The organism is Polynucleobacter sp. Tro8-14-1 (assembly GCF_018881655.1).
In the GTDB taxonomy this organism is placed as follows: Bacteria; Pseudomonadota; Gammaproteobacteria; order Burkholderiales; family Burkholderiaceae; genus Polynucleobacter.
The window spans coordinates 102429-115580 of the sequence record NZ_JACVPX010000004.1; the positions used below are offsets into that span (position 1 = coordinate 102429).

The 13152-nt window shown below is 46.1% G+C and carries 12 protein-coding genes; 8 read left to right on the plus strand and 4 right to left on the minus strand.

What is annotated here, in order from left to right:
- Nucleotides 1-77 precede the first annotated feature (77 nt).
- The 5 genes from ICN34_RS05660 (at nt 78) to ICN34_RS05680 (ending at nt 6295) form a co-directional block, all read left to right on the plus strand.
- Nucleotides 78-2411, plus strand: a complete 2334-nt coding sequence (locus tag ICN34_RS05660) for an ABC transporter ATP-binding protein (RefSeq protein ID WP_216121341.1) — start codon at nt 78-80, stop codon at nt 2409-2411.
- A complete protein-coding gene (locus tag ICN34_RS05665) occupies nt 2408-2875 on the plus strand; it encodes a DUF1854 domain-containing protein (protein ID WP_072583753.1) in 468 nt (155 codons plus the stop codon). The genes ICN34_RS05660 and ICN34_RS05665 overlap by 4 nt, the downstream gene beginning before the upstream one ends.
- Nucleotides 2876-3460: 585 nt before the next feature.
- Nucleotides 3461-4660, plus strand: a complete 1200-nt coding sequence (gene oxlT, locus ICN34_RS05670; RefSeq protein WP_237767790.1) for an oxalate/formate MFS antiporter — start codon at nt 3461-3463, stop codon at nt 4658-4660.
- 114 nt (nt 4661-4774) lie between these two features.
- Entirely contained in the window at nt 4775-5146 is a 372-nt protein-coding gene (locus ICN34_RS05675; protein WP_072583813.1) for a DUF2946 domain-containing protein, read from the plus strand.
- 78 nt (nt 5147-5224) lie between these two features.
- Nucleotides 5225-6295, plus strand: coding sequence for a TonB-dependent receptor (locus ICN34_RS05680; RefSeq protein ID WP_216121343.1), 1071 nt, complete (start codon nt 5225-5227; stop codon nt 6293-6295).
- Here ICN34_RS05680 and ICN34_RS05685 read toward each other — a convergent pair whose 3' ends face one another.
- The gene (locus ICN34_RS05685) at nt 6296-6754 is read right to left on the minus strand and encodes a peroxiredoxin (protein WP_216121345.1); all 459 of its coding nucleotides are present in this window, start codon (nt 6752-6754) and stop codon (nt 6296-6298) included.
- A 98-nt stretch (nt 6755-6852) separates the two neighbouring features.
- Here ICN34_RS05685 and ICN34_RS05690 point away from each other — a divergent pair, with 98 nt between their 5' ends.
- A complete protein-coding gene (locus ICN34_RS05690) occupies nt 6853-7332 on the plus strand; it encodes a copper chaperone PCu(A)C (protein WP_255538583.1) in 480 nt (159 codons plus the stop codon).
- Between the two features lie 78 nt (nt 7333-7410).
- On the opposite strand, the gene ilvD is transcribed toward ICN34_RS05690, so the two are convergent.
- Nucleotides 7411-9102, minus strand: a complete 1692-nt coding sequence (gene ilvD, locus ICN34_RS05695) for a dihydroxy-acid dehydratase (RefSeq protein WP_215320294.1) — start codon at nt 9100-9102, stop codon at nt 7411-7413.
- A gap of 229 nt (nt 9103-9331) precedes the next feature.
- On the opposite strand from ilvD, the gene ICN34_RS05700 reads away from it, so the two are divergent.
- Both ICN34_RS05700 and ICN34_RS05705 read left to right on the plus strand, forming a co-directional pair.
- Nucleotides 9332-9961, plus strand: a complete 630-nt coding sequence (locus ICN34_RS05700) for a response regulator transcription factor (protein WP_072583816.1) — start codon at nt 9332-9334, stop codon at nt 9959-9961.
- Nucleotides 9962-10039: 78 nt separating this feature from the next.
- Entirely contained in the window at nt 10040-11074 is a 1035-nt protein-coding gene (locus ICN34_RS05705; protein ID WP_216121347.1) for a helix-turn-helix domain-containing protein, read from the plus strand.
- A gap of 34 nt (nt 11075-11108) precedes the next feature.
- Here ICN34_RS05705 and ICN34_RS05710 read toward each other — a convergent pair whose 3' ends face one another.
- Nucleotides 11109-11447 carry a P-II family nitrogen regulator gene (locus tag ICN34_RS05710; protein WP_072583818.1) on the minus strand — a complete coding sequence of 113 codons (339 nt, stop codon included), beginning with the start codon at nt 11445-11447 and terminating at the stop codon, nt 11109-11111.
- 70 nt (nt 11448-11517) lie between these two features.
- Nucleotides 11518-13137, minus strand: coding sequence for an NAD+ synthase (locus ICN34_RS05715; protein ID WP_216121349.1), 1620 nt, complete (start codon nt 13135-13137; stop codon nt 11518-11520).
- Between the last annotated feature and the right edge of the window lie 15 nt (nt 13138-13152).

The following is a 13152-nucleotide window of genomic DNA, read 5'->3' on the forward strand; positions in this document are numbered from 1 at the left end:
TTAACGGCTTTTGACCCCCTAAAGTTGACAGGAGCAATAAATCTAAAAAATTCAGCTCCACTATACTTTTAAGGTCAATGAAGCCACAAATCCTACCTTTTGCCCCCGTGCTACCGAGTTATTGGTTGGCTGTTTTGGAGGCTGAAACTTCCCCAGTAAAGAGCCCTGAAGCCCTACTAGCTTGGGTTGAGCTCGATTTGGGCGCCGATTTACGCTTTGAAAAAAGCCTGCTTTTGCTCAACGAAAAAGGTCTATTTTGGACGGACGGCAAGGTATTTGAGTCCTGGAAGTTGGAGACGGACACCCATTTAATTCACGGTGATCATGCTGGAGTAGGGCATCTCCGCCTAGAAACCCCCGATAAATTGTTGAGAGCCTGGAATTTCACCCTGGCGGTAAATCCCCAAGTGCTTCGCCTGCAATCTAGTTTTAAGCAATTAACTCGTGGCGAGGAAATGAGCAATGGTGAGGTCAGCGAGTATGACAAGCAGGTCTGCCAGGTTTGCTTAAGTCCTAAGCCCGCTAATTCTGATTCTTGTCCGACTTGTGATCCTGAGGATGATGCACCGCCATCTACTTGGACGCTCTTCAAGCTTTGGCGTTTTGCACGCCCTTACAAGAAACAATTGTTGTTGGGTTTTGTGTTGACTCTGTTATCTACAGGCGCGACTTTAATTCCGCCGTATCTCACTATGCCCTTAATGGATCATGTGTTGATTCCATATGAGCGCGGCAATCCAATTGATTTTCATTTGGCCAGCATGTATCTGTTGGCATTGTTTGGCGCTGCAATTGTTGCTTGGGGTCTGGGTTGGTGGAAGACCTATTTACTTGCATTGGTGAGCGAGCGCATTGGTGCTGATTTACGCAATACTACTTTCGAACATCTACTTAAACTTTCGCTGGAATACTTTGGCGGCAAGAGAACAGGTGACTTGATTGCCCGCATTGGCGCTGAGACCGATCGTATTTGCGTTTTCCTCTCCTTATACGCGCTGGACTTTGCTACCGATGTGTTGATGATCACCATGACCGCGGCCATCCTGGTATCTATTGATCCTTTGCTGGCCTTGGTTACCTTGGCACCATTGCCATTCATTGTTTGGATGATTCATGTAGTGCGTGATCGTTTACGTTTTGGGTTTGAAAAGATTGACCGCATCTGGTCTGAAGTAACTAATATTTTGGCGGACACTATTCCAGGCATTCGAGTAGTTAAAGCATTTGCACAAGAAGATCGCGAACTTAAGCGCTTCGTGGATTCTAATAAGCACAATCTACAAATCAATGATCGCGTGAATCGCGTGTGGGGATTGTTTTCTCCCACGGTAACTTTGCTTACTGAAACCGGTTTGCTAGTGGTGTGGGGTTTTGGTATCTGGCAAGTTGCGCACCAGAAAATTTCTGTTGGCGTCTTGATTGCATTCTTGGCCTATATCGGGCGTTTTTATATTCGCTTAGATTCTATGAGCCGGATCGTTTCTCATACCCAGAAAGCAGCCGCTGGCGCTAAACGTATTTTTGATATTTTGGATCACGTCTCTAGCGTTCCTGAGCCTATCAATCCAGCGCCTTTGGGTGAAGTCAAAGGCCGCATCTCCCTGCGTGGCGTAGGCTTCCGTTACGGTAATCGTGCTGTTTCTAAAGGTATTGACTTAGATATCGCGCCAGGCGAAATGATTGGCCTAGTAGGTCATAGTGGTTCTGGTAAGAGCACTTTGGTGAACTTGATCTGCCGCTTCTACGATGTGAGTGCAGGATCGATTTCTTTGGATGGTCGGGATATTCGCAGCATCAGAATTGCTGACTATCGCAAGCGTATTGGTTTGGTATTGCAAGAACCATTTTTATTCTTCGGCACGATTGCAGAGAATATTGCTTACGGTAAACCTGATGCGACTCGCGAAGAAATTATTGAGGCAGCACGCGCCGCTCATGCCCATGAATTTATTCTGCGCCTCCCTCTAGGTTATGACTCCTTAGTAGGAGAGCGTGGTCAATCACTCTCTGGCGGTGAACGTCAACGCATATCAATTGCACGTGCACTGCTTATTAATCCAAGCATTTTGATCCTGGATGAAGCAACATCATCGGTTGACACCACTACTGAAAAAGAAATTCAGCGTGCTTTGGATAACCTGGTTAAGGGCCGCACTACGATTGCAATCGCCCATCGCCTCTCCACCTTAAGAAAAGCAGATCGCTTAGTGGTTCTAGATAAAGGTGAGATTGTGGAAATAGGCTCTCACGATCAGCTGATGGAAGCTCGGGGCGCCTATTACACCCTGTATCAAGCCCAGCTGCGTCATGCTGCAGAGCTCGTTGAAGGCGGTGCTATTGGTGAAAGTCTGGAAGAAGAGCAAGAAGAAAAACTGGAAGAAGTAGCTAAGCACATTGGGGGTGGAGTATGAGTCAGACTCATCAGTTAGAGCGTGATGCGCTAGGCCGTCTAGTCTTTATCGACAACAAAGGTGAGCGACACATTGGCGTTCATCCTGTCAGAGCTTTTCCAATTACTGCACCTGCTGCTGGTATTAGCATCATGAATCAATCTGGAAAAGAGCTTTACTGGTTTTCGGATATCACCGCTATTTCTGAAGCGGAACTTGGATTGATCGAGGAAGAATTGGCTGAACGCGAGTTCATGCCCGTTATTGAGAAGATCACTAAGGTTTCTACGTTCGCTACCCCTAGTATTTGGGATATCGAAACGGATCGAGGCCCAACTCGAATTCGCCTCAAGGGCGAAGAAGACATTCGTCGAATTGCCGGGAATACATTGCTGATTGCCGATTCCAACGGACTACAATTTATCATCAAAGACTCTACGCAATTGGATAAAGTCAGCAAAAAACTGCTAGATCGGTTCCGCTAAAAAAGATTTACCCTGCCAATCCCAGTTCGGCAGGCGCCACCAGGGCATCCCCCCCCAATTGAGTGAACTCTGTCAAAACAGAGGGTTACGACTTGCGCATCCGTGTTTTAGGCCTGCTGCACTGCATTAGTATTAGGGTTATAATCTAGGTACTAACCCTTAAGGAGATTCAAATGACTGTTTTATTGAATATGATCAACCAGCTTTTTTCTGAAAGCAAGCCAAGCCAAGACAAGCCAGCTCGTCACTATGATTTTGACGGCGCTTACCGCGGCATGTAATTTAAAAATTACAGCAATTCAAAAGCCACCTTCGGGTGGCTTTTTTTATGACCAAGGGGAATTGGGAATGCTGGCAACTAAGTGGAAGTGCCTTGCAATTCAATTACTTGGCTTAGGGGTAATCACTAGTGCGCAAATAAAATTATCTTGATTCCAATCAAGATAATAAAGAGGATGATGTTTGAGAATGATTGAGCCCCTAAAGAGGGCGTGAAATTTATAAGAGAAATAATTAAAAGGAGCACGGACAGTGAATAAGCCATGGCATAACCGTTGGGCGCAGTTGGTATTTGGGATTATTTGCATGGGATTGGTTGCCAATCTTCAATATGCATGGACTTTGTTTGTTAACCCCATTCAAATCAAAACCGGTTGGGCCTTATCTGCAATTCAATTGTCTTTTTCTATCTTCATCGTAGTTGAAACATGGTTAGTCCCTGTTGAAGGTTGGATGGTGGATAAATTTGGTCCAAGAATTGTTATTCTGATTGGTTCAATCTTTGCTGCTGCCGGATGGGTGATGGATAGCTATGCCAACTCAATCGAAATGCTGTATGCGGCAGCTGTCGTAGCGGGTATTGGTGCTGGCTGCGTGTATGGAACTTGCGTTGGAAATGCGCTCAAATGGTTTCCGGATAAGCGCGGTCTTGCCGCGGGCTTAACTGCTGCTGGCTTCGGTGCTGGTGCAGCAATTACCGTAATTCCAATCGGCAACATGATTCTTTCTGATGGATATGAACATGCTTTCTTGTTCTTTGGCCTTGCACAAGGCGCATTGATTTTTTGTTTAGCATTGCTCATGACTAAGCCAACCCCACCAAAGGGGGTGCAGGCTGCGCCTCGCATTGTTACAACTAAAGTTGATTACACCTCCGGACAAATGATCAGAAAACCTTTGTTCTGGCTAATCTATGTCATCTTCGTGGTTGTAGCTGCTGGTGGATTAATGGTAACTGCGCAAATTGGCCCGATTGCTAAAGATTGGGGTCTCGCGAAATTGCCAATGGTGTTATTCGGCACTACTTTGCCACTACTCACAATGACTTTATCAATTGATAACCTGTGCAATGGCTTTACTCGCCCTCTGTGTGGATTTATTTCGGATCGTTTTGGGCGGGAGAACACAATGTTCTTCGTTTTCCTTGGTGAAGGTTTATCAATGCTCGGTTTGATGCATTTTGGTAAAGACCCATATGCATTTATGACTTTTGCTGCATTGATCTTCTTGTTTTGGGGTGAAATTTTCTCGATCTTTCCAGCGATCTGTGCGGATACATTTGGTGTGAAAAATGCGGCTGGTAATGCCGGCACTTTATACACAGCAAAAGGAACTGCTTCTTTGTTGGTGCCTTTGGCATCCATTCTTTCCTCAACCGGGGATTGGAATACGGTTTTCATTGCGGGCGCAATCGTGACAATTACTGCGGCCTTTGCGGCAAAGTTCATTTTGGCGCCGGCTCGTAAGCGCTTTATTGATGATGCCAACAAGAATGCTGGTCATTAAAGTAGCAGTCTAAGTTTGTCAAAAGGGGTCTTCGGACTCCTTTTTTATTGCCTGCACCAATACGAGGGCAAACCCAAGATGAGGTAGGGGAAAGTCAGATAAAATCCCATCATCATGAATTCCTCCAAAAACCGCTTCGTTCACTGGATTGCTGCCTTGGCAATTGCAATGAGTGCGCTGGCGCCGGCTGCATCTCAAGCAGTTTCAGTCGCTAAGCATGGCGAAGGTTTTGCAATGGAGATTTGTTCTATTGATGGCAGCAAGATGCAAATTGATGTCCAGGATGAAGGGCAGGATGGTGCCAATCAAGTGCAGCCATGTCCTTATTGTTTGGCGCATAGCGCAATTACCCCAGCATTTAATACCAACCTTACATTTGCAGCGCCACAAACGTATGCATTGCTTCCCCAGCTTTTCTATCAATCACCCAAACCACTTGCTGTTTGGGTAACTCCACCTTCAGCGGCACCCCCAGCACAAGCCTAATTCTTTTGAGGGCATAGCCTAGCTATGTAGTGGGTAATGAAGACAAACCATTACCGTAAATATGTGTGGAGAAGTAAATTGAAGTTTAGAAAAATTGTTATTGCTGTTGCGCTTTCTATTCCTGGGGCAAGTGCATTTGCTTGCGCTAGTTGTGGTTGTAGCTTAAATACCGATATTGGTACACAAGGAATGGGTATGACCTCTGGTTGGTCCTTAGATCTTAGGTATGACACTCTGAATCAAAATAAGTTGCGTTACGGCACCAAGAGTATTTCACAATCACAGGCTGCCAATACAACCAATGGCGCAACGGGCGCACCTGCTGAGGTCGAGGGATATACCCAAAATAATTACATTACCGCTTCATTGGATTACAACGATGGTGAAAATTGGGGTCTTACAACGGTAGTCCCATTCATCGTGCGTAATCACATGACCTATGGTTCAAACTCAGACGATGGTGTGGGCGGATTTCCTACCGGAGAAAATGGTTACAGCTCCAAAGGTTCTGGAATTGGAGATATCAAACTCATTGGGCGCTACTTTGGGTTTTCAGAGCAAAAGGATTGGGGTCTACAGTTTGGTGTGAAACTGCCAACTGGTAGTAATTCTCAAAGTGCTGTTGCAAATTCAGGTGGAACGGTAGCGGTAGATCCTGGTTTACAACGTAGCTCAGGATCGACAGATTTAATTGGTGGAATTTATAAGTTTGGTTTTGTAAATGATTTGGAGAATTGGGGGTATTTTGCCCAAGCCCAATATCAAGCGGCAGTGATAGTGACTAATGTGCCAACCTCCTTGGTTGGCCTATCTAGCGGACCAAGTGATGCACCAACTGTATCCACTGGAGGTTCTTATCGACCCGGTAATTCACTTAATGTGAACGTCGGGGTGAACTACCAAGCATTTGAAAAATGGGTCCCCACATTGCAATTAAATGTGATTAACAAGAGGGCTGACAGCGGAACGGCTGCAGACACTTGGGCTACTGGTGGAACGCTAGCTTATTTAACCCCTGGTGTTTTATATCGTCTTACTGAGCAAACTCAGGTCTATGCTAATTTGCAGCTTCCGGTATATCAAAACGTGAATGGCATTCAATTAACGCCCTCATATATTGCTTCAATGGGCGTCCGGGTGCACTTTTAATCACTGAGCTAATAAAAGCGGGGTAACTATTTCTTCTAAAAGTTTGGCATCCACCTTGGGGTCACCAGTGAGGCCATTCTTGCGAAGAATTCCCTGCTTATCGATGATGAATGAACTTGGAATACGCCAGATTCTGCCATAGCCAGAGTAATTCATTTGATTTTTATCAGCAAAGAGAAAAGAGTAATTACGCATGATTTGCTTTGCTTGTTCCATGTCGGTGGACTTATCTACCGTAATCGCAAGCACTTCAAATCCTTTGGTTTTATTTTTCTTTAGATAGGTTTCGATGGCTGGCATTTCCTCCCTGCATGGCTCGCACCAGCTAGCCCAAAAGTTCACCAAGACTACTTTGCCCTTAGTGCTATTGAGTGAGAAAGGCTTGCCATCGATTAGCGTTCCTTCTATATTGGGTGCAGGCTGCCCGAGCTCGAGACCAGCAAATGCCGTGCTAGACATGAAGCAAATCAACAGCACTAAGTAGGTGAAGGAATTGGGAAAACAAGATTTACGCATAGCAACTAGTATTTCATGAATATCAATTAAAGGATTAATCAATGATAAAGAGTAATAAAGGTTTTGTATTTAAGGTGACGACGGCCTGTATTGGGTTGGCTATGATTTTGAGTTCCCAGGTATACGCTCAAGCAGTTAAGGTGGATGCGGTGAGTGTTTCTGATGCTTATACACGGGCAACAGTGCCGGGGCAGAAAGTGGCTGGCGGTTTCCTAAAAATTCAAAATAAGGGCAACACCCCTGACCAATTAATTTCTGCGAGTTCACCTTCTGCTGGTGACGTACAGCTTCATGAGATGGCAATGGAGGGCAACGTCATGAAAATGCGTCAAGTGAAGGATATTGCTGTGCCAGCAAATGGTTCAGTTGAGCTTAAGCCGGGTGGCTACCATTTGATGTTCCTTGATCTTAAGGGACCGTTTGTAGCTGGCGAAACGATTCCAGTCAAACTCAAGTTTGCTAAATCAGGTGATGTTGAGGTGAAGCTTCCTGTGAATGCAGCTGGTGCAATGAAACATTAAATAATTTACGAAGTAGCAATAAAAAAGCCCCTAGTTTTACCTGGGGGCTTTTTCTTTTAAGGCTCTTACTTGATTAGCTTAGTCACCCAAGTTCAGGTCAGTTACCGCGCCTTTACTTGCAGTACTGGCAAGGCGAGCATATTTTGCCAATAGGCCACGAGTGTAGCGAGGCTTAGGTTGCACCCAAGCTGCGCGACGCTTCGCAATTTCTGCTTCATCAACGTTCAATTGAATCAGTAGTTGATGGGCGTCAATCGTTACCGAGTCGCCTTCATGAATGAGGGCAATCGTGCCACCTACGTAGGCTTCAGGAGCTACGTGACCTACAACCATACCCCAGGTGCCACCAGAGAAGCGGCCATCAGTGATGAGACCCACAGACTCACCTAGACCTTGCCCTACCAGAGCGGAGGTTGGGGCAAGCATCTCACGCATTCCAGGGCCGCCTTTAGGGCCTTCATAACGAATCACAACAATGTCACCATCCTTGATCTTCTGCGCCATGATGGCTGCCATGGCATCGTCTTCAGAGTCAAACACACGAGCTGGACCAGTGATCGATGGATTCTTGAGGCCAGTAATCTTAGCCACGCAACCCTCTGGAGAAATATTGCCCTTCAAGATTGCCAAGTGACCTTGTTTGTACAAAGGATTGTCTAAGGTGCGAATCACTTTTTGATCAGCGCGCGGTACTGACGGAACATCTTTTAGTACTTCAGCGATCGTCTTGCCGGTAATGGTCATGCAGTCACCATGGAGTAATCCGCCATCAAGCAAAATCTTCATGACTTGTGGAATGCCGCCGGCTTGATGCAAATCCGTTGCAAGGTAAGTGCCAGATGGCTTCATATCGACGATCACGGGAACGCGCTTACGAATACGCTCAAAGTCATCAATTGTCCAATCAATTTCAGCTGCGCTCGTAATGGCCAAGAAATGCAATACGGCATTTGTGGATCCACCAACTGCCATGATCACACTGACAGCGTTCTCAATGGACTTCTTGGTGATGATGTCACGGGGACGCAAGTTATTTTTGACTGCTTCAACCAGTACGCGTGCTGATTCGGCAGCACTCGCTACTTTTTCAGCATCCACGTTCGCCATCGTAGAGGAGTAGGGCAAGCTCATGCCCAAAGCCTCAAATGAGGAGCTCATGGTGTTTGCGGTGTACATGCCGCCACAAGAGCCGCTACCTGGACAGGCGTGCTGTTCCACACCTTTTAAATCTTCTTCACTCAATCGACCGGAAGTAAATTCACCAACCGCTTCAAATGCGGAAACAATATTGAGTTCCTTGCCCTTGTAATGGCCTGGTTTAATCGTGCCACCGTATACATAGATGCCGGGTACATTCGTGCGGGCTAAAGCCATCATGCCACCAGGCATATTTTTATCGCAACCACCAATGACGACAACACCATCTTGCCAAAGACCATTGACACACACTTCAATACTGTCAGCAATCACTTCACGTGACACTAGGGAGTACTTCATACCCTCAGTGCCCATACCGATACCATCGGAAACGGTTGGTGTGCCAAACACTTGTGCTTTTGCGCCAGCCGCTTCTAGGGCTTCAACAGCAGCGTCAGCTAATTTTTGTAAACCACTATTACAAGGGGTAATAGTGGAGTGGCCGTTCGCAACGCCAACCATTGGCTTTACGAAATCCTTTTCTTCGTAACCCATTGCGTAATACATCGAACGATTAGGTGCGCGAGCGACCCCTTCGGTGACCATGCGCGAGCGTTCATTAAGGCGTTTCATGCTTATTACTCCAGAAAAGGTTTGTGTCGAAAGGCTCTATTGTGCCGTGAGATGGGTTAAGGGTGCTCTAGATCGATGAGCTCATATTAATTACTACAAATGCTGCACTGCAGTATGAAAATGCCAATGAAATCATTGATTTAGATCTATATATTAGCTAAGGAGCTAATAGCTTAGTAAAAGAGGCTGCAGTACATTAAGTCATCAATCACTTTTTCCTTTGAATTCAATGACTAAAGTCGGTCACATATACCTAGTTGATGATGACGAGTCGATGCGCATCTCTCTATCTAGAATGCTGCGTGAATTAGGCTATCTTGTCGATGACTATGCGTCTGCTACCGTTTTCTTGGAGAAATCAGTTCCAGTCTCACCCGCTGTCATTCTCTTAGATATGCAGATGCCAGATATGACTGGCCTTGATTTACAAGAAAAACTGCAAAAGTTAGGTCGTAAAACGCCCATCGTATTTGTGAGCGGTCAAAGTCACCCACACCAAATTGTTCAAGGCCTTAAGCGGGGCGCACTAGATTTCTTATTCAAGCCTTTTAATTTAGAGGAGCTCTTAAAGGCCGTGGCAGACGCAATTGACTTTGATAGTCGCCAGTTGAAGCGCGTTTCTTTAGATGTTGAAGCTAAGAAAGATTATGAAAGTCTCACCCCTAGAGAGCGTGAGGTATGCGGATGGCTTGTTAAGGGGCTTCTAAACAAGGATATTGCTGTAAAGCTGGGAACTACCGATGCAACCATTAAAGTCCATAAGGCTAGGGTGATGGACAAAATGCATGCGGATTCTGTTCAGGCGTTGGTGAAAAAGTATCTTGAATCCAATCTTGAGAACCATTCATTAAACACCTAGCTTTGTGGCTAATTACCCTTGTCCCATTTTGGCATTACTATCAATCTTATTAATTTCATATGAGATGGTTACTGCGTAGTGAATAAACCGGTCAAACTCCCTGAGATTCGCAAAGAGGCATTTACTAAGGCTAGAGAAAGCCTTGGCCTCAGCACGAAAGATCTTTCGGGAATGGCCTGTCTATCTGTTCGCCAGATTGAGCAGATTGAGAATGGTGAAAGCAGCTCTTTTTACGGTGATCAAGTTAAATTCACAGCAACAAAAAAGGTAGCTGGATTACTCAAGCTCACACCTGAAGAGGCATTTGATTTTTCTGGTGTCGTGCAGCCTGTTAAAGCAGCTGATGTTGAAGAGAAATTTCAGGTGGAGACAAAAGCTTCTGCGGTAGAAAAAAAGGCAAAGACCGAAAAAGTAAAAGAAAAAGAGGCTAGCCCTGTAGCGGTAGAGAAAGTCGCAGAACCAAAACTAAAACCTGAGAAGGTCAGTGCTAGCAAATTCTCACAAAAAGCGATTGATTACAGCCAGAAATCAAAAGCTTCAGTAGGACCTAAAAAGAAACTTTTTTTACTGTTGGCAATTGGTGCGGCAGTGATTTTCTCTGTAGTGAACTTGCGCCCCCTATTTTTTCCCGAACCGGCTAAAGAAGAGGTGGTGATTATTCAAGAAGTAGCACAAGAGCCTGCGCCAGCAAATGCACCAGCAGAGCCTGTGACAGAGACTAAGCCAGCTCCAGCAACGGTACTAGAGCCAACTCCAGTAGCAGTTACGGCGGAATGCCCACCTGCAGATGCATCCGCACTCAATTACAAGCCCGAAGCCCCTAAAAAAGCGGGTGACATGGTTTATCTGCAATCAAAGACTGCGCAAACAGTATGTGTGGTGGATGCTACCGGTAAGACCCAGAATAAAACTCTTGAGCCAGGAGTTGGTGCGAGTGTTTATGGCAAGCCACCATTGAAGGTGCTTACTGGCGGTTTAAATCAAGTGGATTTGTATTACCAAGGTGCAAAGGTGCGTGTGGGTAGTACTGCTGGTAAAACAATTATTTTGGAGCCGGCTGAAATTATTCAGCCTGCAGCTCCATCAAACTCCATAGACTCTCAGTTGCGTTGATGGCCTGAGAGGTTCGCAGGTTTAATTCGTTGAATTAAACCGCAGCGTTATCAGTTTCACCGGTACGAATACGAATCACTTGCTCTACTGCAGTCACGAAAATCTTGCCGTCACCAATCTTGCCGGTGCGTGCAGCTTTAGTGATTGCCTCAATAGCAGCTTCAACACGGTCATCAGAGACCACGGCTTCTACTTTTACTTTAGGCAAAAAGTCGACCACATACTCAGCGCCACGATAGAGTTCAGTATGTCCTTTTTGACGGCCAAAGCCCTTAACTTCAGTAACGGTCAGGCCTGTAACACCGACTTCTGCCAATGACTCACGAACTTCATCGAGTTTGAACGGCTTGATGATGGATGTAATTAATTTCATGTGTTCCCCCTAATGCACTAATCATACCTAGATCTGCTCTGAAATACCAAAAATCGACCCGCTGAACGTTCTAGGCTCTAAATTGGGAGGTAATGGGGTAGCGCCAATCGCGGCCAAAGGCACGAGTGGTTACACGGACTCCCGGTGGGGCTTGGCGACGCTTATATTCATTAAGCTTGATTAAGCGGGTTACTTTTTCTACGCTCTTAGCATCAAAACCTGCAGCAATGATTTGAGCAATCGATTGGTTTTGCTCCATATAGCGCTCAACAATGCCATCCAGCACTTCATAAGAGGGCAGGCTATCTTGATCTTTTTGGTCTGGGCGTAACTCTGCCGAAGGTGCGCGGGTCAGAATTCGCTCCGGAATCACTGGCGTAATACTGTTGCGATAGGCGCACAGGTGATACACCAAAGTCTTGGCGATATCTTTAATGACTGCAAAGCCACCTGCCATATCGCCATAGAGTGTGCAGTAGCCGACTGCCATTTCACTCTTGTTGCCGGTAGTCAAAACGAGTCGACCTGTTTTATTGGATAGGGCCATCAGTAGGGTCCCACGCACGCGTGCCTGAATATTCTCTTCGGTAGCATCTACTTTTAAACCGGCAAATTGCTCAGCTAGAGAAGCTTCTAAAGCATCCACTGGCCCACTAATCGGAATCTCGTCGTATTGCACGCCTAAGTTCTTCGCCATCTCCCTTGCATCGATCCAGGAGATATCAGCGGTATAGCGAGAGGCCATCATGACGGTGCGTACCTTATCAGCGCCTAAGGCATCGACGGCAATTGCCAATACCAAGGCTGAATCTACGCCGCCAGATAGGCCAATAATCACGCCAGGGAAGCGATTTTTAGTGACATAGTCACGTACACCCAAGACCAGCGCTTGATAAGCCTGCGCCTCAACAGATTGGGGCAGGGTGATCAAACCTTTTTCTAGTTCTCCAGATGCTGTCACTGTAACAAGGCCTAGGCCGGTTTCAAACTGAGGCATTGCCATCACGACTTTGCCATCACTATTTAATGCAAATGAGCCGCCATCAAAAACCAATTCATCCTGACCGCCAACAGCGTTGACGTAAACCAGTGGCATTTTGGTTTGTGCAATATGCCCACGGAGCACTTCAATACGCAAGGCTTCTTTTTGGAGGTGGTAAGGAGAGGCGTTGGGGACTAACAATACTTGTGCGCCAGCAGCATGAGATTGTTTGGCGGGACCTGCATGCCAGGCATCTTCACACAAGATCAATCCATAGCGAACACCTTCGCATTCAAAAACACAAGCTTCATTGCCAGGTACGAAGTAACGAACTTCATCAAATACTTCATGGTTAGGTAATTCTTGTTTTGCGTAGCCCGCAATGACCTTGCCGTTTCGTAAAACAGATGCGTAGTTTTGCAAACCTGCGGATGTTTGTTTGGGGTGACCGACGATGACTGTCAGATCAGAGTACTGAGCTAGCTCTTTCATCAAGAGTTCGAGCTGTAATTGCGCCGCTTCAATAAAAGCAGGGCGGAGGAGTAAGTCTTCTGGGGGGTAGCCGGTAAGCGAGAGCTCCGGGGTGACTACGAGTTTGGCGCCTTGAGAGTAGGCATCTAAAGCGGCTTTGTGAATGAGTTGCGCGTTGCCAGCCAAATCACCCAGTAATGGGTTGATTTGGGCTAAGGCAATTTTTTGCGTGCTCACTCCGAATCACAAAGC

Bases quoted from the DNA above. Each gene is read 5' to 3' on its own strand.
- ICN34_RS05660 (WP_216121341.1), top strand. From the start codon at position 78: ATGAAGCCACAAATCCTACCTTTTGCCCCCGTGCTACCGAGTTATTGG.
- ICN34_RS05665 (WP_072583753.1), top strand. From the start codon at position 2,408: ATGAGTCAGACTCATCAGTTAGAGCGTGATGCGCTAGGCCGTCTAGTC.
- oxlT (WP_237767790.1), top strand. From the start codon at position 3,461: ATGGGATTGGTTGCCAATCTTCAATATGCATGGACTTTGTTTGTTAAC.
- ICN34_RS05675 (WP_072583813.1), top strand. From the start codon at position 4,775: ATGAATTCCTCCAAAAACCGCTTCGTTCACTGGATTGCTGCCTTGGCA.
- ICN34_RS05685 (WP_216121345.1), bottom strand. From the start codon at position 6,754: ATGTCTAGCACGGCATTTGCTGGTCTCGAGCTCGGGCAGCCTGCACCC.
- ICN34_RS05690 (WP_255538583.1), top strand. From the start codon at position 6,853: ATGATAAAGAGTAATAAAGGTTTTGTATTTAAGGTGACGACGGCCTGT.
- ilvD (WP_215320294.1), bottom strand. From the start codon at position 9,102: ATGAAACGCCTTAATGAACGCTCGCGCATGGTCACCGAAGGGGTCGCT.
- ICN34_RS05700 (WP_072583816.1), top strand. From the start codon at position 9,332: ATGACTAAAGTCGGTCACATATACCTAGTTGATGATGACGAGTCGATG.
- ICN34_RS05710 (WP_072583818.1), bottom strand. From the start codon at position 11,447: ATGAAATTAATTACATCCATCATCAAGCCGTTCAAACTCGATGAAGTT.